Genomic DNA, 20,275 nt, shown 5'->3' with positions numbered 1-20,275 from the left:
TTGAACAGCGAGAATGGCAAGTGTAAAGCCTGTATTGAAATGGGCGGGCGGGAAGTCTCAAATTCTCCACGAAATAGTCCCGCGTCTTCCGTCCGACTTTAATCACTATCATGAGCCGTTCTTCGGCGGGGGAGCAGTCTTCTTTGACCTCCAACCGCCGAACGGGACGATAAACGATCTAAACTCACGCTTGATGAACTTCTACCGCCAAGTGCGAGATAACCACGAGGAACTCATTGAGACGAACAAGAAACACCAACGCGAGATTGACGAGTTAGACGACGAGGCGACAGAAGAATATTACTATGATAAGCGGGACGAATTCAACAGTCTCCGACAGCATGGGCTTTGTGAGAATGAAGTATTGGAGGCGTCTTTACTGCTTTTCTTGAATCGAACCTGCTTCAACGGGTTGTATCGTGAAAACCAGTCTGGGAAGTATAACGTGCCGTTCGGAAGAAGAACAAGTCCTGATGTGGTACGCGAGGAACGAATTCGGGCGGCCCACGATGCACTCCAAAACACGGATATCCGAAATCAAGACTTTACTTACGTCAAACACGTTGTAGGTGAGAAGGACGCTGTTTACTTTGATCCTCCATACAAGCCGGTGTCTGAAACTGCGAACTTTGATGACTATCTAGCAGGCGGATTCGGTGCGGACAAGCAGAGAAAACTCCGCGACCTTGCTGTGGATTTACATGAAAAGGGAGTGTACGTCACCATTTCAAACTCGCCACCTGCCCGGCAACTCTACGAGGAAGATGACGTACCAGACGCATTTGAGGTTGAGTCAATAACAGCCAACCGCTCTATCAACCGCAATGGAGATGACCGTACGGGAGCAAAAGAAATCATCGTCACCAACGTTCCCCAACATATGCGGCAGGGGACTCTGAGTTCGTTCGGCCAAGAAGACGACGCTTAGAAGTCTGTCAACCCTTTTCGAAGGTACTCGTATGTGGAACCCTTGAGCTGATACTCCGGTGCGCCGTCCGGTGGATGACGCACCACTTCAGGGAGTCGTTCTATCCAACGACCTACCGTGTTTCCGCGGCGATACGACGTATCTTGTGATAGTCCTTCATCAAGTTCGCCGGGGAGCGTGTTCTCATGAACAAGTTCTTGCAGTTCCTCATGCGATATCGTGCCCTGAGATTCGAGTTTAACCAATACGCGCCTTGCAATTTCCATCTCTCGAATCCGTTCAAAGAGCAGGGCCTCTGCCGAGTCTGCATCGTTCGCGTTCAGATACTGGACGTACTCCTGACCGACTCTCGACAGCGTCCATTGCTGTCGCTCGTACCCAGCGTACTCAACTTTGGTATCTTTATGTACCAGTCCGAGTGCCCACGCGGCTTGGCAGTAGTAATCGGCCTGCCGGGGACGCCAACCCTCTCCCGTCTGCTCCTCCATGAACTCCTTGATGGTGGGCTTGACTGTGTTGTCCGCGTCAATAGCCAAAAGAACTACATTCAGAGTCTCAACGGTGTCTGCTTGAGGAATGGCGTCGGAGAGGAGGAGGTCATCGCGCTCGATCTCGAACAGGTTCCAAAACTCCCAGTCCGTGGCCCACTCGTTTTCACCCTCTTGGACGACACCCAGATTGCTCTGGAGCATTATCTCGGAGAGGCGATGGCCATCAACGAGGCGAATATACCGTTTTTTTGCACTATCAATAGCTGGCTGGGTGAAGTCCGCCGTCGTGACGAAGGTGCCTACGTGATACTCTCCCTCACTAAGTGACCCCTTGAATCTCCGCATAGTGTCCGAGGAGACGTTGTTTCCTTCGTCGTTCCGTTTGGCCTGTACGCCGAGACGCGCTTGGAACAAGTCTCGGTCAACGACCGCATGTACGTCAATACCTTGGTCTCCCGAGGTCGGCGTGAGCTTGAGTTCCCGTGTCTTTTCGGACTCTCGAATCAGGATACGGCAGAGTTGCTCGAATTGACTGGGACTAATGGAAAGCGCGTGGTCTAAGATGTCGTCTCGTGCCGTTGACGCCTGCATTGGTCGATTTGAGTAGTTCCCGTGATAAAAACCTTGACCGTTCGTTCCGTGTCAGTAATGATGAGGGTTGAGTAGTCTACTTCCTTCGAAACTCAACGATATCCTCGTTCGGCTCGTACTCCATTTTGGCCGCTTCCGGTAGCGAATCACCCACTTCCAAGTGGTCAAAGTTTTCTTGAACCCATTCTTGGAGTTGGCTTTCGAATGGTTTCGGCAAGTCAGGACGGTGTTCGCTGACAACGGCGAACATATCCTGTTCGCCATCGGTGTTGTCGCAGTATACTTCGATATTGGCGGTCTCAGTCATAAGCGAAGGTAGATACTTCGGTGATATTAATTTGAGGGATTACTCGGCCGTCAGAACTGCCCAGTAGATTGACCAACAAGCCCGTACGGGCCCAAAAACTAGTTCTATCAGTCGTCCCCTTCCCGCAACAGCGTCGGCTCCGGGTCGTAGGCCGTCACGACCCGAATCTCTCCTGTCCCTGTATCGAACTCGACCGTCCGACCCCTGCTCCCGCCAACGTCCTCCCCCTCGACTGGCACGTCCAAATCCGCGAACTCCTCGCGGGCGGTGGCGACGTTGTTGTCGCTGACCTCGCGGGGGAGCTTCTGCAAGTCCAGCAGGTCGCTCCCGCCGACGATGTACCCCTCCAGCGCGGCGTAACTTGCGCCCGCCGAGACCGCCTCGCGGAGCATGGTCTCGACCGCGGTATCGACGTACTTGCCCTCGCTGGTGCCGTCGCCGTCGGACTGGCGCGGGAGCATCGAGTGGGCCAGTCCGCCGACGCCGTTCTCGGGGTCGTAGATAGCGAGGCCGACGCAGGCACCGAGGCCGTAGGCGATTAGCGTCTCGCCGTCGGCGACGACTTCGTACTCCGAGACGCCGACGAAGCGCCGGTTGCGGTCGGGTTCGTCGGGATTGCCCTCGTAGGTCTTCACTCTATCACCCCGAGGCCGACCGCCGAGATTTTGGTGACGAACTCCTCCTTGCCGGGGAACATGTAGATGGTCGCGTCGATGCCGTGTTCCGGAATCCGCAGTCTCGACCGGATGAACAGGCCGACCTCGTACTGCTTGAGGATGCGCGCGACTAGCGTTCGCTCGGGGTCCTGAACTGCGACGGGCGACCCGGTGTCGATGGTGGTCTCGAACAGCGTGGCCCACTCGTCGACGAACCCGTTGGCCATCATGTTGCAGAGTTCGGTCAACGCGTCCCGGCCCATCTCGGTCGAGACCGACGAGAGGTCCTCGACCGCGCGCTGGAGCATCAGCGCCGCGGCCTTGTTCGCGCTGTCCATCGGGAAGGTGACCAGCACGTTGCCGACCAAGGGCTTGCTCAGGAGGACCCGCGCCCCGGCGCGCTGGTCGGTGTGGAACTGGCTGTCGAGGGTCTGCTGGTCCGCGTAGCCGATTTTGACCTGCTCGGTCGTGACCGTCAGGTCGTCGTCCAGCACGTCGTTGATGCGCGACTCGACCCCCGAAATCGCGGTGTCGCCCAGCCAGTTCAGCACCGCCAGCGTTTCGAGGGGGACCGTGAGTCGGTCGTCGCCCGCCGAGGGAGACGACTCTTCGTCCTGCCCGGCCGCGAACTCTTCGGGCGTCACGATTGCCCCCTCGCTTCGCGGACGATTGCGTCGAGGTCGAACACCCCGATTGGCTGGCCCGCCCGGTCCGGGTCGTCCACCACGGCGCGGAACCACCGCGGACCGACCGGGAGCGACCAGTCCTCGATGGTACCCGGCGGCGCGACCGTATCGACGTTGTGGGCTTCGATGCCGAGTACCTCGTCCACCAGCAGGCCGGTCGGCCGGGCGTCGTCGCGGTCCAGCAGGAGGAGGGTCGGCTCCGCCGCGGGCGGTCTGTCGGGCAGTTCCAACAGCGCCCGCCCCTCGACCACGACCGGAATCTCGCTCCCCAGATTTGTCACGCCCGCGATGGTCGGGGCGGTCTGGGGCACCTCGGTCACGCTCGGGTCGGGCAGAATCTGCTCGACGCGCCCGAGTTCCAGCGCGTAGACCTCGCTGCCGAGGTTGAAGTTGACGAACTCGACCCACTCGCGCCGGTCGCCGGAGGTCCGCACCGGTTCGACGCTGGAAATTCCGCCGCTCATCTCAGGCCTCCTCGCCTCCGGCGGCGTCGTCGGGTTCGTCGTGGGTCTGCTCTTCGCCGGTCACTTCACCGCCGTCGGGTTCCGGCGTCTCGGCCGGAGCGGGATTCTCGTCCCCGGGAACTTCGGACTCCGCGGTGTCCTCCTCGGAGGCGTCGGCCGCCGGGCCTTCGGTGTCGTTCGGAGCGTCGGCCGAAACCGCCTCGTCCACGACCGGCGTCTCGAAGTCCGCGCCAGCGACCTCGTAGTCGGCGTCGAGAGATTCGAGCGCGTTGCCGAGGCGAGTCGCCTGCTCGGCGAGGTCGGCGGCGGTCTCGGTGACCTCCGAGAGCGCGCCGGTCTGGGCGTCTGCCGACCCCGCGGCGGTTTCGGCCTTGTCGGCGATGCCCGCGCTGACCGCGGCGGCGTCCTCGACCATTTCGAGGGCCTCCTCTGTCGAGTCGGCTTGCTTTCGGGTCGCGTCGCTGATTTCCTGCACGCCAGCGTTGGTCTCCTGAGCGTAGCCAGCGATGTCCGCGAGCGCTTCCGCGGCGTTCTCGACCGAGTCGGTCTGCTGGGCGATGCGCGCGCTGGTGTCTCGGACCTCGTCCACGGTCCGGTCGGTCTGGCGGCGGATGCGTGTCAGGCGCTCCTCGATGTCGGCGGCGGCCTCCTTGGTGCGCTCGGCGAGTTCCTTGATTTCGTTCGCCACGGCCGCGAAGCCAGCGCCCTGCTCGCCCGCCCGAGAGGCCTCGATGTGGGCGTTGAGCGCCAGCATGTTGGTCTGCTCGGCGATTTCGCCGATGAAGTCGATGAGTTCGTCAACCTGCTGGACCTCGGATTCCAAACTCTCGATGGCCTCGACGGTCTCCTCGGACTCGGTCTCGATGTGGTTCATGCCGGAGACGGCGCGGTCGGCGGCCTCGCGGCCCTCGCGGCCGGTCTCGGCGGTCTTCTCGGCGATGGTCGCCACCTCGTCGGTGGACTCGGCGACCGCTTGGACCGCGTCCGCGAGGCGGTTCATCTGGACCGTCGCGGCCTCCAAGTCGTCGGTCTGGGTCTCGGCCTCGGCGGCGATAGCTTCGAGCGAGTCGGCCATCCCGTCGCTCCCAGTCGTGATCTCGGCGGTGTCGAACGCGACTTCCTGACCGTAGGTCACGACGTCGTCGGCGAGGAGCGTGAGGTCCTCGACGGACTCCTCGAAGGTCGAGAGCGTGGCGTTGAACTCGGTGGCGAGTTCGGCCATGGCCTCGCTGTCGGTGTCGGGAGTCATGCGCGCGTCGAGATTTCCGTCGGCGCACTCGGCAGCGACATCGGCGTACTCAGCGGCGGTGGCTTCGACGGTCTCGGCGCGCTCCTCGGCGGCGCGGCGCGCTCGGTGCTCCTCGACCAGCGTCTCGTGGGTGTCGGACATCGAGTCGGCGACCCGGCCGACGCAATCGACGCGGGCGGTGTCGAAGGCGGGGTCATCGCCCTCGGCCCGCCGGTCGGCGCTCTCGACCAGTCGGTCGAACGATTTCGCGGTGCGCCACGACGAGACGGTGGCGACGAATCCGGCCGCCAGCGCCCCGCCGAAGGTGGCTCCGGCGACCACTCGGTCGAACCGGCCGGTCGCGTACACTCCGCCTGCCGCAATCGCTCCGACGACTACCATCGTCAGGCCGACCTTGAGGGGTCGGCTTCGCCTGAGGAAAGTAGGGACGAACGCGCGCGGAAAGTTGGACATTGAGAGAACCCATTCGGCATGGCGTAATAAATCTTCACGCAACATGACCGGATAGTTATAAAACGAAAGGGATACGAAAAATCAATGCGAGGAGCTGTCCTTTAGAATCAACGAGTAGCGCGACGGCCCGGTGGTTCGGGGAACGGCGTGACGGCGCGGCGGCGCACAGAACTGCGCGCCGCCGCGCCCGAGCGACGAGTTTCACCGTCTCGTCTCGAAACGAGGGCCGAACCGAAGTGACCGAGAACCGAGGAGACTCGATTCGTGCGTTAATGTATGATTTTGTTTTCGTAGAAAACAAGACGATTGCTCACAGCTCGTCCCAGTAGTCCAAATCCACGTCCTGCTCGGAGAGGTCTGTCGAGGCCTCGGGTTGGGTCGCAGCGACCCGCGACATGTCGAACGCCCCCAGCGCCTCGCGCAGGTCCTCCTCGTCGGGGATGACGTAGATGTCCAAGTCCACCTCGGTATCGACCGCCTCGATTCGGGTGTCGAAGACGAAGGCGAACTCCTGGGAGTCGCCGAGGCCGACGACGAGGGGGTCCACGACCGCCGCGCCCATGTCGTGAGCGTAGGCCGGGGTCGAGTGGTCGATGGTGGTGTCGAGCAGATTGGCCCACCCGTCGAGCATCCCGCTGGCCATCACGTTCGAGAGTTCCTGAATCGCGTCGCGCTCGAACGACCCGAGATTCCGGGCGGTCTCGGTTTCGAGGCTCTGGCTCACGAGCCTGCGGGCCGAGTCGGCGTCGAACAGGAACAGCAAATAGCCGCTTGGCATCCCGGCGAAGCTGAACGCCACCCCGACCATCGGTTCGGCCGAGACCTCGCTGGGAATCGCGTCGAGCGAGATGAAGTTGATGCGCCGGATGTCCACGTCCATCTCGATACCGGTCATCTGGGTCAGGTTGTCGGCGACCTGCGTCGCGCCGCGCTGGGCGATGCGGTCGAAGCCGACCAGCTTCTCGAACTCGATGGCGCGCTCCTCCGAGCGGGCCTGAAACAGGTTCTGGACCGTCTCGGTGTCGGGTACGAGGTAGTGACGGAAGGTCAGCTCCTCGCCGACCGCTTCGAGGTTGTTCCGGAACAGGACCGCGAGTTCCTCCTCGTCGGGGGTCAGCTCGGTCTCTCGGAGGAACTCGTCGGGCCGGTCGGCGCTGACGTAGGTCGGGGCCGACACGTCGATGTTGGTGTCCAGCACGTTGGCCCACCCGTCAACGAATCCGTTGTTCATGATTTGGGCGATTTCGGTGACGGTACTCTCCTGCAGGGTGCCCTCCCTGACCGTCGGAATCCCGTCGATGACGGCCGTGGCGATGGTCTCGGCGCTCTCGGCGTCGAACAGCAGCAGCGAGGTCCCGCCGAACCCGTCCGAGAGTTCGACCCGGATGCCGACCCACTCGGTGCCCGAGAGGTCCCGCGCGATGGCGGCGTCCCGGGTGAAGTTGAGGTGGGTCACGTCCACTCTGGCCGGGATGTCGGTCATCGAACTCAGCCGGTTCGCGGCGAGTCCGGCCCCCTCGCGCGCCATCTCGTAGAACGTCCCGAGGGTATCTACGTCGAGTTTCATAGAGAACTCACGTCCAGCACGTTCACGGCCTGTCCGTCGCCGAGCGTGGTCGCGCCGCTGACGCCGGGCACGTCTCGGAGGAGGTCCCCGTAGGGCCGGACCACGACCTCCTGCGAGGCGACCACGCGGTCACACCGGACCGCGCGTCGGCCGGTCTCGGCCCGAATCCAGACGATTTGGTCGTCCGGTGCGCCCGGAGCATCGCGGTCGGCTCGCTCTTCTCCCCCGTCTTCGGCTTCGGACAACTCCAGCGCCTCCCGGAGGTCCACGTGCGGATAGGCGTCCTCGGCCTCGACGCCCTCGGGCAGTCCGCCCACGAGGTCGAGGTCCGAGCGCCGGACCACGTCCCGGCCCTCCACGGTCTCGACCGGCGGCGTGGGGGTAATCTGCTCGACCGCGGTCATCGGGATGCCGAAGGTCCGGCCCTCGACTTCCACGAACAGCACCTCGGTCAGCGCGATGGAGACCGGGACCGTGAGCCGAACCGCGGTTCCCGCGCCGGGGTCGCTCTCGACCGTCACGGTGCCGTTGAGGTCCGCGATAGTCCGGTTCACCACGTCCATGCCGACGCCCCGGCCGCTCACGTCCGTGACCTCCTCGGTCGTGGTGAATCCGGGTTCGAAGAGCAGGTCGTAGGTCTCCGAGTCGCTCAGTCGGTCGGCTTCGGCGGGCGAGACGACGCCGCGCTCGATTGCCCGCTCGCGGACCTCCTCGGGGTCCACGCCCCGGCCGTCGTCGGCGAGTTCGATGATGACCTCGTCGCCGACGCGCTCGGCCGAGATTTCGACGGTCCCCTCGCGGGGCTTGCCCGCCCGCTCGCGCTCCTCGGGCGGTTCGATGCCGTGGTCCACGGCGTTTCGCGCGAGGTGGACGAGGGGGTCCCGCAGGCGGTCGAGGATGGAGCGGTCGAGTTCCACGTCGGCGTCGTTGACCACGAGGTCCACCTCCTTGTCCTGCGCTCGGGCCACGTCGCGGACCGTCCGGGGAATCGTGTCGATGGCGGTCTCCAGCGCCATCAGTCGCACGTCCATCACGGTCCGGCGGTACTCGGTCACGATGCGCAGCAGGTTCGAGACCTCCTCGCGGATGGCGTCGTCGGTCTCGGGCGTGACCGCCTCGTCGAGTCGGAGGTGCGACAGCGACAGTTCCTCGGCGACGTCCAGCAGTTTGTCGGCGGTGTCCACGTCCACCGTCATCGCCTGCAGTCGGTCGAAGTCGCCGGTCTCGCCCGACCCCTCGACGGCGTCTGCGGTCGGGAACTGGTCGGCGTCGAGTTGGCTCTCCTCGATGGTCGAGACCGCCGACCGGAAGACCGCGCCCTCTTCCTCGTCGTCGGTCGGTCCCTCGCCGAGGAGGTCGCCGAATCGGGACTCGAAGGCCGCCATCTCCTCGTCCACGGAGACGTCCATCTCGGTCTCGCTGGCACCGAAGTCGTCGCCGACGCCGCCGGAGAGGTCGTCGGAGAACTCGTCGCCGACCTCGCCGAAGTCCCCCGAGAGGTCCACGCCGAGGTCGCCCTCGGGGACCGAGTCGGCGTCCGGCAGGGAGTCGGCGTCCGGCACGGTGTCGGCGTCCGGCAGGGAGTCGGCGTCCGGCAGGGAGTCAGCTTCCGGCACGGTGTCGGCGTCCGGTAGAGAATCATCCTCGGGCACGGAATCGGCGTCCGGTGGGGAATCGCTCTCTGGCAGCGCATCACCTTCCGCGGTCGAATCCGCGTCCGGGTCGGACGCGGACTCCGCGATGGATTCGGCGTCTGCGAGCGCTTCTGTGTCCAAATCGGAGTCGGAATCCGGCACGAAGTCGGCCTCCGGCACGTCGCCGAGGTCCGGAAGCGAGTCGGCGTCGGGGACGGAATCCACATCGGGAACGGACTCTGCGTCCGGCGTCGAATCGGCGTCCGGAACCGACTCCGCGTCGGGTGTCGAGTCGGTCGCCGAAACCGGGTCGGCGTCGGATTCCGCCGCGGCGGAGTCCGACGCGCCGGGTTCGAGTTCCGGCGAAACCTCGCCCGTTTCCGACTCCTCGTCTTCGGGCGAGATGTCCGCCTCGTCTTCGGGCGTATCGTCCGCTGGCGCGTCGCGTTCGGGTTCGCCGAAGACGAAGGTGCCGGTCTCGGTCTCCTCGCCGTCGGCATCGGCGTCTGCGCCGGTTTCTACCTGCTCGGCGTCAGCCTCCGCGATTTCGCCGTCTGCCTCGGTTCCTACCTGTTCGGCGTTAGCCGCCGCGATTTCGCCGTCTTCCTCCTCGGTCGGGGGTGACGTGTCGGCCTCGACCGAGAGCGAGTCGTCGTCCGCGAGGCCGAGCGGGTCGTCCGCGGCATCGACCGAAGACTCCGACTCGGCGGGTTCGGATTCGCTCTCGACGCCGGAGCCGGGGGCAATCACAGCGTTATCCGATGGACTGGTAGAGTTATTTGAAGAAATTATAGAATCATCTGAGGCGATTGCAGAGTTGTCTTTCGCTTCGGCGTCGTCAAACTCGCCGGACTCGCCCGACGCGTCGGGCGAGTCCGGCGACGGGTCGAGCGAGGCGGACGCGGGGTCGAGGCTCGGCTGGTCGTCCGGCGACGAATCGGGGTCCGCGGCGTCGGGCGCGAGCGCCTCGTCGGCGTCGGCCTCTATCCCCTTCGCGGACTCGTCGTCCGACGCTTCGGCGTCGGCCTTTTCCGCGGACTCGTCGGCCACTCCTTCGGGAGTGGCCTCTACCTCTTCCGCGAACTCGTCGGCCGACGCTTCGGCGTCGGCCTCCTCGTCAGGTTCGAGTTCCATCAACTCCTCGATGGTGTAGTTGTCCTCGTCGTCGAACTCGCCGAACTCGACCGCGTCGATGTCCTCCTGAAGCGAGTCGATGCTCTCGTCGTCGGACTCCACCTCGGCCTTCGTCCGCTCGAAGAACGACGCCGGTTCGTCGGGCGTCGCGGACTCCTCGGGTTCGTCGGGCACCGAGCGGTCCTCGGCGTCCGAGGCGTCTTCCTCCTCGTCCTCACCGAGCATGCCCCAGCCGTCGAGTTCCTCGTCCTCCTCGGGGTCGTCCATCCCGTCGAGGAGCGAGTCGAGGTCGTCGAACTCCGAGGTCTCTTCGAGCGCCGCGACCACGTCGTCGCTCAGGTCGTCGTCCGCCGGGTCCCAGTCGTCGCCCGAACTCGCCGATTCGGCCCCGGAGTCGCCGAGGAGGCCGGGAGTGGCCGACGCGTCGGAGTCGGCGTCGGCGGGCGACTCGGCGCGCACCGCATCGAGGGTCGCGCGGAGCGATTCCCGCGTCGCTTCCGGGTCGCCCTCGACGCCGCTCCCGACCGCCGCGTCGCGGACGGTCGCTTCCAGCACGTCCACGGTCTCCAGCGCGTCGTCTACCAGCTCGGGGGTCGGCTCGACCTCGCCCGCCCGGAGTGCGTCCAGCACGTCTTCGAGGGCGTGGGCGAGGTCCCCCGCCTCGGCGAGGCCGTGGGTGCGACACGACCCCTTCAGCGAGTGGGCGACCCGGAAGAGTTCGGCGACCGCGACACCGTCGTCGGCGTCGCCGTCCTCACCGCCCCCGCCGTCCTCGCCGCCCTCATCGCGGCGTTCGAGCGCCAGCAGGCCGTCGCTCAGCGCCCGAATCTGGGACTTGGCCTCCCGGAAGAAGGCGTCGTCAGTCGGGTCCATACCGGCACCCCCGCGACGTGGCTCGCCGTCGGCGGTCGCTCGCGTCCCGTGGTCGGTGGCTCGCGCCAGAGGTCGGTCGCTGGTCCATCAGGCGACCACCCCGTCGATGGCGTCGGTTAGCTCCTCGTCCTCGAACGGTTTCGTGATGTAGGCGTCGGCCCCGGCCCGCGCGGCCAACTGTATCTTCTGGCGCTGGCCGACGCTGGTACACATGATGACCCGCACGTCGTCGTCCAGTTTCTTGATGGCGGCGGTGGCCTTCAGGCCGTTTGCCTTCCGCATCACGATGTCCATCAAAATTAGGTCGATGTCGTCGGCGTTCTCCTTGTACTTCTGGATGGCCCACGCTCCGTTCGGCGCTTCGGCGACGATACGGTACTCGTCGTCCGCCAAGGCGCTCTTGACCCGCTGTCGCATGAACTCCGAGTCGTCCACGATAAGAATCCCGGTCTTCATCTTTCCGTAAGCAGGAACCCCCGCCGTTTACTGCGGGGAGGAATGTACTCAGCGGTCTGTACTCTCGTGCGTGTCGGTATTTTGAAGTATATTGGTGACATATCGGGAACTGGCACGGTTGCACTGTGTCGCGCAATACGGACCATCTTCGCCCGGTTCCTCGCTGGGCGACTTCGGCGGTGAGAGTCCCATTGAGAAACCGTGGGACGATGACATGGCCGAAGATGGGTGCCCCTGTGACAGGGCCATGGAACGCCTCGGCTTCGAGGGTGAGAACCACCCGTTCGAGAACCGAGGAGTGTGGTTCCGAAACCTCTGCGATAGGGCATTCCTGCTGTGCAGGAAGTCTCGCTCTGTAGGGCGGGTGAGGATGTCACGGCATTCTACCCATCATTTAGCGAATCCCGTGCATAGCATAAAACATTATTCCTCGTATCCGGTATGAAGCCACCGCTAGACGGGAAAGAACCTGTTACGCCGACGATATGCCAGTTTTCGGCCAATAAATTGAAGAGGCTTGATTTCCTTCGACACCGATTTTCTCCAACTATCGGCTGTGCAGTCCCGCGACACAACCGTAGAAGCGTTAACCTGACTCGTGGCCTACCGGCCCTCATGGAACGGAGTTCGAGGAGAGCGTTCGTAGCCGCGGCAGGGGTCGCGCTCTCGGGGTTCGCGGGGTGTCTCGGGAGAGGACAGCCACGGGGAGCAGGGGGACAGGACGGCGAACAGGCGACCACGAGCGAACAGACCACCGCGAGCGGACCGACTGAGCGGGGCCTCCCGCTGGCGGCCGACCGGCTCCCGGTCGAGTACGACTTCGGGACCCTCCGCGAGGAGGTCCTCTCCGGCGGGCCGCCGAAAGACGGCATCCCCTCCATCGACGACCCGAAGTTCTGGAGCGCCGACGAGGCCGACGACGAGTTGCGGGCCGAGGACGTGGTGTTCGGACTGGTCCGGAACGGCGAGGTCAGGGCTTACCCGCAGCGAATACTGGTCCACCACGAAATCGTCAACGACGTGGTGGGCGACGAGGCCGTGTCGGTGACCTACTGCCCGCTGACCGGGACCGCGATGGGGTTCCAGCGAGGCGAGACCACCTTCGGCGTCTCGGGCAAACTGCTGAACAACAACCTCGTGATGTACGACCGCGAGACCGACAGCCGGTGGCCGCAGGTGCTGGCGACCGCGATTTCGGGGACCTTCGAGGGCGAGTCCCTGCGGGAGTTCCGACTGGTCTGGACCCGGTGGAACCGCTGGAAGGAGGTCCACCCCGAGACGGCGATCCTCTCGACCGACACCGGCCACGTCCGGAACTACGACAACGACCCCTACGGCTCCTACGTCTCGAACCGGCGCGGGTACTACGGTCGGAACTCGACGCTGTTCCCGCCGCTGGGGTCCGACGACCGACTATCGAACAAGCGCGTCGTGCTGGGTGCCCGGACCGGGTCGGGCCGAATCGCCTTCCGCAAGGCCGCCCTGCGCGAGGAGGGCCTCCTCTCGGGCCAAGTCGGTGGGACCAGCGGAACCACCTATCTCGCGGTCTACGATTCGACGCTCGACACGGGGTACGTCTACCGGAATCCCGAGGGCGCGTCGTTCAGCCGCGAGGAGGGAGCGCAGGGGCAGGTCGTCGCCGACGACGGGACCAGCTACGACCCCGCGGACCTGCCGCTCGACCGGGTGTACGCCTTCGACGCGATGTGGTTCGCGTGGTCGGGGTTCTACCCGAGTACGGCGTTGGTGGACCCGACTGAGGAGGCCTCCTGATGGCGACCGAAACCGCCTCTCGCGGTCGAATCCCCCTGACTCTCTCGCGGACCCGATTCGCAATCGGCGCGGCGCTCGGGCGGCGCGACGGGCAGGCCGTGTTCGGGAGCGTCGCCCTCGCCTACCTGCTGGCGTACCTCTGGTTCAGCGACCTCCTCACGTTCGGCGGCGGAGTCGGTGGCGGCGAGTTCGGACTGACGGTGGCCCGAAATCCGCTGGGGCGGTTGTTTCAACCCGCGAACAGCGCCCTCTCCTTCGAACCGGTCGCGCTCGTGGAGTTCGGCGTCGGGACGTACCTGCTCTCGCTGAACACCGCCATCGGACTCGGAATCGCCCTGCTGGTGGGCCTGAACCTCGCGGTGACCTACGTCGCGTGGCGACAGCCGAAAGCCTGCGGCATCGGTTCGTCCTCGTCGGGCGTGCTGGCCGGGATTCCGGCCCTGCTGTCCGGGGCGGCCTGCTGTGGCCCCATCGTCCTCGTCATCTTCGGGATTCAGGCCTCCAGCGCCGTGCTGACCGTCTTCGAGTGGCTGATTCCCGCCGCGGTCGTCCTGCTGGTCGGGAGTCTGCTCTGGGTCGGGCGGCAGGTGGACCCGGCGCTGGTCCAGACCTGACTGCCACGGCCCTGACGCTCACCGGCTCAGTGCGAGCGTGAGCGGGACACCGAGGAGACCCGCGACCCCGGCGGCCAGCAGGAGCGGGCGGTAGCCCGTGGTCGCGGCGATTCCGGCGAACAGAATCGGACCGACCGCCCTGCCGAGGAAGGTAACGCTGTTGCGGATGCTCAGGGCTCCGGCGCGGTACTCGGCGGACACGAGGTCGCTCAGGAGCGCGTCCACCGAGGGCATCGTCAGGCCGATTCCGGCCCCGAGCGCCATCGCCCCGGCGACGACGAGGACGAGCGAGGCCGCCGCGCCCGCCACCAAGAGGCCGACGCCGTAGCAGACGTAGCCGAGCGCGATGAGTCGCTCGTCGGAGAACCGCTGTGCGAGGCGACCGTTCCCGGCGGCGACGACCGCCGAGGCGACTTCCGCGGCGGTGATGACCCCGCCGCTGAACACCAGCGAGACGCCGTACTCGCGGTCCAGCAGGAAGGGAAGCGTCGTGATGACGCCCCCGAACAGCAGGACCTCGGTGGCGAACGCGGTCACGTAGGGGACCACCGCGGCCCGCGGGCCAGCGTTCGGGCCGCCTCGCGGAGGTAGGCGGTGCCCCGGCTTGCGGTCCTAGCGTCGGCGTTTGCGACGTCGGCGTTTGCGGCGTCAGGGTTCGCGGCGTCGGGGTTCGCGGCGTCGGAGTTCGCGGTCCCGGCGTCGAGTCGCTCCTCGCCGAGCGCGACCCACGCGAACGCCGCGACCGGGAGTCCCAGCAGGTACGCGAAGAAGGACGTGTTCCACGAGACGAAGGCGTCGCGGACGACCGGGAGCGCGGGGCTGACCAGCGGGACGCCGAGCGGCGCGAGCGCGGTCGCCGCGAACACGACCCTGACGGTCGGCGAGTCCCACGGCACGGCGCGGATTCTCGCGCGGTCGAGTCCTGAGCGGTGGTCATGGCGGGCGAACAGTGGTCATGGCGGGCGAACGGTGGTCATGGCGGGCGAGGAGTCGAAGAGCGTGCGACGGCGAGCGAGGTAAACGTTTGCTCCGATTCCGCGGTAGCCCTGTCCGTGCGCGACTGCCCGTCTCGTAGCGGCCGACGTGAAACCGATTGAAACACAAGAATATTCGTTTAGTAAATGTTTTTAATTCTATAATTAGGGGGAATAATGCTCTGTTTGCCCGATAGACGCCGGACACCGCTGTATCCGAGACTGACGCGCTGTGCGGCGGACGCCGTGTTTCCGGCGCAACGGGTGTGTAACTCAGATGTTCGTTACAGTTATTTGCTCGGGCGTGAGAGTTATCGCTATGGCGGAGCATCGGCAACAGGAGGAGGCCGTCGAGGAGTTAGAGGCCGCGATAGAGGCCGAAGAGAACACCGAGAAGAACTACCACATCCGACAGGCCCTCCAACTCCTCGAACTGGACGGGGAGGCCGTTTCGGAGACCGGACAGCGGTCGTAGCTACTCCGCTCCGCGACGTGCGAGCGGTCTGCGCTCGGTTTCCGCTCGGACTGGCGACGGACCAACTCCCGCCAAAATAATCTTATCCTGCCACGCGCTATCCTCGTGTGAGGAAGTGAGTGAATGCGTCCCCGATTCCGCCCGCGGACGCCGTCGATGCCGTGGCACACGACGTACTTGACAGTAACCGCGCTGGGAGTCGGTCTACTCGTGGGAGTTTCCCGGCTCCCCACCCAGTTTGGCGTTGCTCGACTCGCTCCCGCCGCTCTCGTCGTCGGGCTGTTCACCGCGACGAGTCTGATTCACTGGTACGACGTGACCGACACGCTGCGGTCGTGAGGAACTCGCAGTCTGAGAACACTTTCCGTACCGCCCTACGGTCCGAAGTCGGGACTCGCTACTCGTCGCCACCTCGCTTGGCGGGGTCGTCGGACCGAATCAGTCCCGTCGCCATCAGCCGACGGACGATGACGACCAGACCGTTCGAGAAACCGCGACCGTACACCGCTCGCTCTTTCGAGGTCGTGGGGTCGATGGAACTGACCAGAATCGTGGAGTTGTCGCCCAACAGCACGCGGCCGATGCGCACCTCGTCGGCGTCGTCGGGGTCCGAGGAGGTGTTGAGCCAGTCCAACTTCGAGACGAACACCTCGGCGCGGGGAACTCGCTCTCGAATCGCGTCTCGAACCGACTGGTCTTCCGTGCCGACGATGACCGAGACGCCGCGGTCGGTCGCCTCGCTCAGACTCCCCATCAGGTCGTCGGTGACCAGACTCTCGTGGCCGACGAGCAGGAAGAGTTCGTCGGACGTGTTCTCCACGAGTTGCTGAGTCCGATTGGCGATGGCGGTCGTTCCCGAGAGCGACCACACCTCGTGGACGGAGTCGCTGTCGCTCTCGGCCGGTCGGTCGAGGTCCTCGATGGCGTCTTTGAGCGTGTCGAACCGCGACTCGTACTGGTCGCGGAGCGTCGAGATGGCCTCCTCGACCGGGACTGCCCGAAACAACTGGGGATTCCCGTGCTGGACCTCGACGAGGCCTTGGGCCTCTAAGATTCGAACCGCATCGTAGACGCGGGTTCGCGGCACCTCGGAACTCTCGCTTATCTCTTTGGCCGTCGCTTCCGGCACGCGCGACAGTGCGACGAAACACTTTGCTTCGTACTCCTTCAACCCGAGCTGCTGTAACAACTCGACCGCTTGATTGCGGTTTTCGTTTGAATCGCTCGAACTCATGTGTCCCAACCTCTTCCCGCGGAGACGGGAAGTCCAATAGACGTTATCGTCCGCAACCAATAGGACTTGTTCTTCGCACTACCTCTGCCCGGCGTCTCTGCGAGAGTCTCGCTCGGCCGATTCCGATTTCGCCAGCCGTGGTAATTCTGCGACGGTCGCTACAGAACGAATCTATCCTTGTAACCCAGTTAATCACACAAGCTTGATACCGGAGGGAATCGTAGTCTCAGACGGCACGGCTGTTGGTACGTGTCCCAACCACATTCCACAGCGTGCCCGCCTGCCACCTCGCGTGGCAGGTTTGTGACTAGAAATCGGCGGTGGGCCGCGTTCGTCGGAACCGGAGGTACTTGTTGTGACTTCGAGAGTGACAGCACCCGCTTCGCTCCGCTCGGAGGCCACGCTCGCTCTCTCGGCTTTGTTACTCAGATAACTCTCTCGGCTTTGTTACTCAGATAAGGTCGATAAACGAGGGCAGTCCGTTCGCGTCCGACTCGTTTCGAACCCTGCCCCGGAGCGAGGCCGAGCAGCGGGAACTCGACGCCTGCGGCCGGTGTTCGTCCATTGCCGAGAATCGGCCGGGCGAGGCTTCCACGACCGTCGATTGAACGCCCGCCGGATTAGGGGAAGATGCTCTCCGGCAGGTACGCCGAGACGGTCCAGTTCGGCGCGTCCACCACCTCGCTTATCTTCAAGTCCACCGCCGCGGAGCAGAGGAGGTACGCCTCGCCCCGCGAGAGGCCGCGCTCCTCGTGGAGGTGGTCTATCATCTGCCGGACCGCCTTCTTCGTCGCCTCCATCAGGTCGTCGCTGATACCGGTCGTGCCGTACATCGGTTCGTCGCGGCCCGTCGGCGTGAACGGCCCGCGCGTCTCGAACTGCGGCTGTTCGATGTCCATCCCCGAGCGCACGTCGAACCGGGCGGTCACGAACATCGGGGCCTCGACGCCCGTGACGCAGACCTCGCCGTCGCCCTGCGCGGCGTGGCAGTCGCCGACGCTGAACAGCGCGTCCTCGACCTCTACCGGGAGATAGACCGTCGAACCCGCGGTCATGTGCTTGACGTCCATGTTCCCGCCCACCGACCGCGGCGGGAGCGTGTCGTGTTCGCCCGCCTCGTCCGGCGCGACCCCGATGACGCCGGGGAAGGGGTCCAGCGGGACCTCGATGCCGTCAACGAAGTGGCCCACGTCGCCCTCCAAATCCCAGACGTGAAGCCCGGGGTCCTCGAAATCCTCCGGAAGCAGGCCTAAATCCATCTCTCCGGGCCAGAACGCGGTGTAGCCCCAGCCCTTGTGCTGGAGGTCCAGCAGTTCGACCTCCAGCACGTCGCCGGGTTGTGCGCCCTCGACTGCAACCGGCCCCGTCAGGGGATGCACCGGGTCGAAACTGATGTCGGGCACGTCCTCGGCGGTGGTCTGGACGCCCACCTGCCGGTCCACGGCGTCCCGGCACTCGAAGCGCACCACCTCGCCCGGTTCGACCGTCAGGACCGGGTCGAGGGAGTTGTCCCACGCGCTGTGGATGTTCTCGTCGTCGTCGCTGAGTCGGTGGTCGATAGCGTAGTCGCGTCGTCGTGGCATGTGCTACCGTTCCACGACGAGGAGCGCGATAAAATCGAGGGTCGGGAATCACTCCTCGCCGACGTACCGAACCTCGAACCGACCCCGGAGGTGGCCGACCAGCGCGAGGCCGAGGAGGGGGAAACCGTAGCCCACGATGCCGTCGAGGAGTCCCATCAGATTCGACGGGTCGGTCTCCCCGGCCTCGTACACCCGGTAGTAGGTGCCGTCGGCCAGTCGGACCGGTGACTCGGGGACCTCGATTTCGCGGTGGGACGTGGCGACTCCAGTCTCGGCGGCCCGCCGAATCGGGTCGGGGACGCGCTCGGCGGAAATCGAGACCGAGTGCAGGACCTCGTCGGCGGGTTCGGGTTCGAGCGCCAACTCGACGCGGTAGAGGCCCATGTCGTTCTGCACGGACTCGTTGGCGACGTAGCTCACCCTGTAGACCGACCCGTTCGGCGCGGCGTACCGGTACCGGTGGAACGTCGAGAGGTAGCTCTGGCCGGGGTTGGTCGTCCAGACGCCCGTCGGAATCGTGTGGCCCTCCGCGAGGTACTGCTCGAAGAAACAGCCCCGCGACTGCAAAAACGGCTCGGTGCAGGCGATTTCGTCGCTGACTGGCGCGCGGGTCGGCTCCCGCGACTCGTTGGCGTACTCGATAGTGCCGTTTTCGGCGGTGACTCGGGCGCGTTCGTAGCGCTGGGCGGGGTCGTCGAGGTGCAGGGCGGGTGCCCAGACCGGCGCGACGAGGAGCGCGAGCGCGACGAAAGCGAGGAGGGCGTCGCGGCGCGCGGGGGTGAGGAGGGGAAGGCGCGACATACCTGTGTCCGCAGAGGCGCAGGACAAAACTGTGGCGTTCTCTAGAAGTCTGACGAGAGGCGGGAGAATTCCGTGTTCAGACCTCGTCGAACAGTTCTTCGCCCTCGACCATCTTCTCTTCGACAACGTCCATGTCCAGCGTAATCCCCAGTCCGGGCTTCTCGGGAATCTCGATGTAGCCGTCCTCGATGACGTCCTCCTGCACGAGGTCCTCCCACCAGCCGAGCTGGTAGCTGTGGTACTCGACAGCCAGCGAGTTCGGGATGGCCGCGCCGACGTGGGCCGAGGCCATCGTGGCGACGGGCGACGAGACGTTGTGCATCGCCACCGGGAGGTAGTACATGTCGGCGTGGTCGGCGATTTTCCGGGTCTCGCGCATCCCGCCGGTCTTGGGCATGTCGGGGGCGATGATGTCCACGGCCTGCTCCTCGATGAGGCGGCGCTGGCCGTGCTTGCGGTAGACGTTCTCGCCCGCCGCGATTGGCGTGGTGGTCGAGTGGGTGACGTTCTTCTGGACGTCGTGGTTCTCCGGCGGGACGGGGTCTTCGAGCCACCAGACGTCGTACTCTTCCAGCGCGTGGGCCAGACGCTTGGCGCTCCCCGCCGAGAACGTCCAGTGACAGTCGAAGGCCACGTCCGCTCGGTCGCCGACGCGCTCGGTCACGGCCTCCACGATGTCCACCTTGTGCCCGATTTCGGGGTTCCGGAGGTGGCGGTTCGCGCGGTCCTTCTCGTGGCCCGAGGGCACGTCGAGGTCGAACTTCAGGGCGTCGTAGCCCAACTCCTCGACCACGCGCTCGGCCTCGTCGGCGTTGGACTCGGGGTCGGCCTCCTCCCCGGCGTGGCAGTCGCAGTAGACCCGAACTTCGTCCCGGTACTTTCCGCCCAGCAGCTGGTAGGCGGGCACGTCGAGAATCTTGCCCGCGAGGTCGTGGAGCGCCACCTCGATGCCCGAGATGGCGGTCACGGTCACGCCCTCGATGGACCCCTCGCCCGACATCTTCTGGACCAGATGCTCGAACAGGCGGTCGATGTCGAGGGGGTTCTCGCCAACCACGAAGGGCTTCATGCGTTCTACGAGTTCGGGCACCCCCGCACCCCAGTAGGCCTCGCCGGTTCCCACGACTCCGGCGTCGGTGTAGACGCGGACGAGCGTCCACGGGAAGTTACCGTCTATCATCGTCGTCTGCACGTCGGTAATCTCTACGTCCCGACCCTCGCCGCGCTCGCCCCCGCAACCCATCGTCTCCGCCGAGAGGTCCCGCATCGTGTACTCGGCGTTCGGGTCGTGGAGCGACTCGTAGTTGCGAACCATGCGAACTACTTACTCTG

General features: G+C 65.0%; 20 protein-coding genes. 5 read left to right on the top strand and 15 right to left on the bottom strand.

Features of this window, described 5'->3' with window-relative positions:
* The first annotated feature begins 13 nt into the window (after window positions 1-13).
* On the top strand, window positions 14-928 hold the full coding sequence (locus tag EPL01_RS12465) for a DNA adenine methylase (RefSeq protein WP_135825592.1): 915 nt from the start codon (window positions 14-16) through the stop codon (window positions 926-928).
* Here EPL01_RS12465 and EPL01_RS12460 read toward each other — a convergent pair.
* The 9 genes from EPL01_RS12460 to EPL01_RS12420 all read right to left on the bottom strand — a co-directional run bounded on the left by EPL01_RS12460 (window position 925) and on the right by EPL01_RS12420 (window position 11,489).
* Entirely contained in the window at window positions 925-2,010 is a 1,086-nt protein-coding gene (locus EPL01_RS12460; RefSeq protein ID WP_135825591.1) for a restriction endonuclease, read from the bottom strand. The two genes, EPL01_RS12465 and EPL01_RS12460, sit on opposite strands and share 4 nt — an antisense overlap.
* A 76-nt stretch (window positions 2,011-2,086) precedes the next feature.
* A complete protein-coding gene (locus EPL01_RS12455; RefSeq protein WP_135825590.1) occupies window positions 2,087-2,317 on the bottom strand; it encodes a hypothetical protein in 231 nt (76 codons plus the stop codon).
* Between the two features lie 107 nt (window positions 2,318-2,424).
* A complete protein-coding gene (locus tag EPL01_RS12450) occupies window positions 2,425-2,952 on the bottom strand; it encodes a chemotaxis protein CheD (RefSeq protein ID WP_135825589.1) in 528 nt (175 codons plus the stop codon).
* Entirely contained in the window at window positions 2,949-3,617 is a 669-nt protein-coding gene (locus EPL01_RS12445; RefSeq protein ID WP_135825588.1) for a chemotaxis protein CheC, read from the bottom strand. Before EPL01_RS12445 ends, EPL01_RS12450 begins: the two co-directional genes overlap by 4 nt.
* Window positions 3,614-4,123: a chemotaxis protein CheW gene (locus tag EPL01_RS12440; protein ID WP_135825587.1), complete on the bottom strand. Its 510-nt coding sequence runs from the start codon at window positions 4,121-4,123 to the stop codon at window positions 3,614-3,616. Before EPL01_RS12440 ends, EPL01_RS12445 begins: the two co-directional genes overlap by 4 nt.
* Before the next feature lies 1 nt (window position 4,124).
* Window positions 4,125-5,825, bottom strand: a complete 1,701-nt coding sequence (locus EPL01_RS12435) for a methyl-accepting chemotaxis protein (RefSeq protein ID WP_168215902.1) — start codon at window positions 5,823-5,825, stop codon at window positions 4,125-4,127.
* A gap of 310 nt (window positions 5,826-6,135) precedes the next feature.
* A complete protein-coding gene (locus tag EPL01_RS12430) occupies window positions 6,136-7,392 on the bottom strand; it encodes a chemotaxis protein CheC (RefSeq protein ID WP_135825586.1) in 1,257 nt (418 codons plus the stop codon).
* Complete coding sequence (locus EPL01_RS12425) at window positions 7,389-11,033, bottom strand: ATP-binding protein (RefSeq protein WP_135825585.1); 3,645 nt, start codon at window positions 11,031-11,033, stop codon at window positions 7,389-7,391. Before EPL01_RS12425 ends, EPL01_RS12430 begins: the two co-directional genes overlap by 4 nt.
* Before the next feature lie 87 nt (window positions 11,034-11,120).
* Window positions 11,121-11,489 carry a response regulator gene (locus EPL01_RS12420; RefSeq protein WP_135825584.1) on the bottom strand — a complete coding sequence of 123 codons (369 nt, stop codon included), beginning with the start codon at window positions 11,487-11,489 and terminating at the stop codon, window positions 11,121-11,123.
* A gap of 615 nt (window positions 11,490-12,104) precedes the next feature.
* Between EPL01_RS12420 and EPL01_RS12415 the strand changes: the two genes are divergently transcribed.
* On the top strand, window positions 12,105-13,262 hold the full coding sequence (locus EPL01_RS12415) for a DUF3179 domain-containing protein (protein ID WP_135825583.1): 1,158 nt from the start codon (window positions 12,105-12,107) through the stop codon (window positions 13,260-13,262).
* Window positions 13,262-13,876 (top strand): hypothetical protein, encoded by a 615-nt coding sequence (locus tag EPL01_RS12410; protein WP_135825582.1) that lies wholly within the window; start codon window positions 13,262-13,264, stop codon window positions 13,874-13,876. Before EPL01_RS12415 ends, EPL01_RS12410 begins: the two co-directional genes overlap by 1 nt.
* An 18-nt stretch (window positions 13,877-13,894) precedes the next feature.
* Here the strand turns inward: EPL01_RS12410 and EPL01_RS12405 are convergent, their stop codons facing one another.
* Entirely contained in the window at window positions 13,895-14,413 is a 519-nt protein-coding gene (locus EPL01_RS12405) for an MFS transporter (RefSeq protein WP_168215901.1), read from the bottom strand.
* The gene (locus tag EPL01_RS22045) at window positions 14,410-14,772 is read right to left on the bottom strand and encodes a hypothetical protein (protein WP_210424139.1); all 363 of its coding nucleotides are present in this window, start codon (window positions 14,770-14,772) and stop codon (window positions 14,410-14,412) included. Before EPL01_RS22045 ends, EPL01_RS12405 begins: the two co-directional genes overlap by 4 nt.
* A 397-nt stretch (window positions 14,773-15,169) precedes the next feature.
* Here EPL01_RS22045 and EPL01_RS21685 point away from each other — a divergent pair, with 397 nt between their 5' ends.
* Together EPL01_RS21685 and EPL01_RS21680 are read left to right on the top strand one after the other, a co-directional pair.
* A complete protein-coding gene (locus tag EPL01_RS21685; protein WP_168215900.1) occupies window positions 15,170-15,325 on the top strand; it encodes a hypothetical protein in 156 nt (51 codons plus the stop codon).
* Window positions 15,326-15,481: 156 nt separating this feature from the next.
* On the top strand, window positions 15,482-15,664 hold the full coding sequence (locus EPL01_RS21680; protein WP_168215899.1) for a hypothetical protein: 183 nt from the start codon (window positions 15,482-15,484) through the stop codon (window positions 15,662-15,664).
* Window positions 15,665-15,722: 58 nt separating this feature from the next.
* On the opposite strand, the gene EPL01_RS12395 is transcribed toward EPL01_RS21680, so the two are convergent.
* From EPL01_RS12395 to EPL01_RS12380, 4 genes are all read right to left on the bottom strand, one after another.
* Entirely contained in the window at window positions 15,723-16,559 is an 837-nt protein-coding gene (locus tag EPL01_RS12395) for a TrmB family transcriptional regulator (RefSeq protein ID WP_210424138.1), read from the bottom strand.
* A gap of 620 nt (window positions 16,560-17,179) precedes the next feature.
* A complete protein-coding gene (locus EPL01_RS12390) occupies window positions 17,180-18,142 on the bottom strand; it encodes an acetamidase/formamidase family protein (protein WP_135825580.1) in 963 nt (320 codons plus the stop codon).
* 48 nt (window positions 18,143-18,190) lie between these two features.
* On the bottom strand, window positions 18,191-18,943 hold the full coding sequence (locus tag EPL01_RS12385; RefSeq protein WP_135825579.1) for a DUF8127 domain-containing protein: 753 nt from the start codon (window positions 18,941-18,943) through the stop codon (window positions 18,191-18,193).
* A 76-nt stretch (window positions 18,944-19,019) separates the two neighbouring features.
* On the bottom strand, window positions 19,020-20,258 hold the full coding sequence (locus tag EPL01_RS12380; RefSeq protein ID WP_135825578.1) for a mandelate racemase/muconate lactonizing enzyme family protein: 1,239 nt from the start codon (window positions 20,256-20,258) through the stop codon (window positions 19,020-19,022).
* Between the last annotated feature and the right edge of the window lie 17 nt (window positions 20,259-20,275).

This window comes from Halorussus ruber (assembly GCF_004765785.1).
GTDB lineage: Archaea > Halobacteriota > Halobacteria > Halobacteriales > Haladaptataceae > Halorussus > Halorussus ruber.
Note: the sequence above shows the minus strand (reverse complement) of the source record. Positions and strands in the feature narration are given on the sequence as shown.

Bases quoted from the DNA above. Each gene is read 5' to 3' on its own strand.
- EPL01_RS12455 (WP_135825590.1), bottom strand. From the start codon at position 2,317: ATGACTGAGACCGCCAATATCGAAGTATACTGCGACAACACCGATGGC.
- EPL01_RS12395 (WP_210424138.1), bottom strand. From the start codon at position 16,559: ATGAGTTCGAGCGATTCAAACGAAAACCGCAATCAAGCGGTCGAGTTG.
- EPL01_RS12425 (WP_135825585.1), bottom strand. From the start codon at position 11,033: ATGGACCCGACTGACGACGCCTTCTTCCGGGAGGCCAAGTCCCAGATT.
- EPL01_RS12380 (WP_135825578.1), bottom strand. From the start codon at position 20,258: ATGGTTCGCAACTACGAGTCGCTCCACGACCCGAACGCCGAGTACACG.
- EPL01_RS12460 (WP_135825591.1), bottom strand. From the start codon at position 2,010: ATGCAGGCGTCAACGGCACGAGACGACATCTTAGACCACGCGCTTTCC.
- EPL01_RS12440 (WP_135825587.1), bottom strand. From the start codon at position 4,123: ATGAGCGGCGGAATTTCCAGCGTCGAACCGGTGCGGACCTCCGGCGAC.
- EPL01_RS12410 (WP_135825582.1), top strand. From the start codon at position 13,262: ATGGCGACCGAAACCGCCTCTCGCGGTCGAATCCCCCTGACTCTCTCG.
- EPL01_RS12435 (WP_168215902.1), bottom strand. From the start codon at position 5,825: ATGTCCAACTTTCCGCGCGCGTTCGTCCCTACTTTCCTCAGGCGAAGC.
- EPL01_RS12415 (WP_135825583.1), top strand. From the start codon at position 12,105: ATGGAACGGAGTTCGAGGAGAGCGTTCGTAGCCGCGGCAGGGGTCGCG.
- EPL01_RS12385 (WP_135825579.1), bottom strand. From the start codon at position 18,943: ATGTCGCGCCTTCCCCTCCTCACCCCCGCGCGCCGCGACGCCCTCCTC.
- EPL01_RS12420 (WP_135825584.1), bottom strand. From the start codon at position 11,489: ATGAAGACCGGGATTCTTATCGTGGACGACTCGGAGTTCATGCGACAG.
- EPL01_RS21680 (WP_168215899.1), top strand. From the start codon at position 15,482: ATGCCGTGGCACACGACGTACTTGACAGTAACCGCGCTGGGAGTCGGT.
- EPL01_RS12430 (WP_135825586.1), bottom strand. From the start codon at position 7,392: ATGAAACTCGACGTAGATACCCTCGGGACGTTCTACGAGATGGCGCGC.
- EPL01_RS21685 (WP_168215900.1), top strand. From the start codon at position 15,170: ATGGCGGAGCATCGGCAACAGGAGGAGGCCGTCGAGGAGTTAGAGGCC.
- EPL01_RS12390 (WP_135825580.1), bottom strand. From the start codon at position 18,142: ATGCCACGACGACGCGACTACGCTATCGACCACCGACTCAGCGACGAC.
- EPL01_RS12465 (WP_135825592.1), top strand. From the start codon at position 14: ATGGCAAGTGTAAAGCCTGTATTGAAATGGGCGGGCGGGAAGTCTCAA.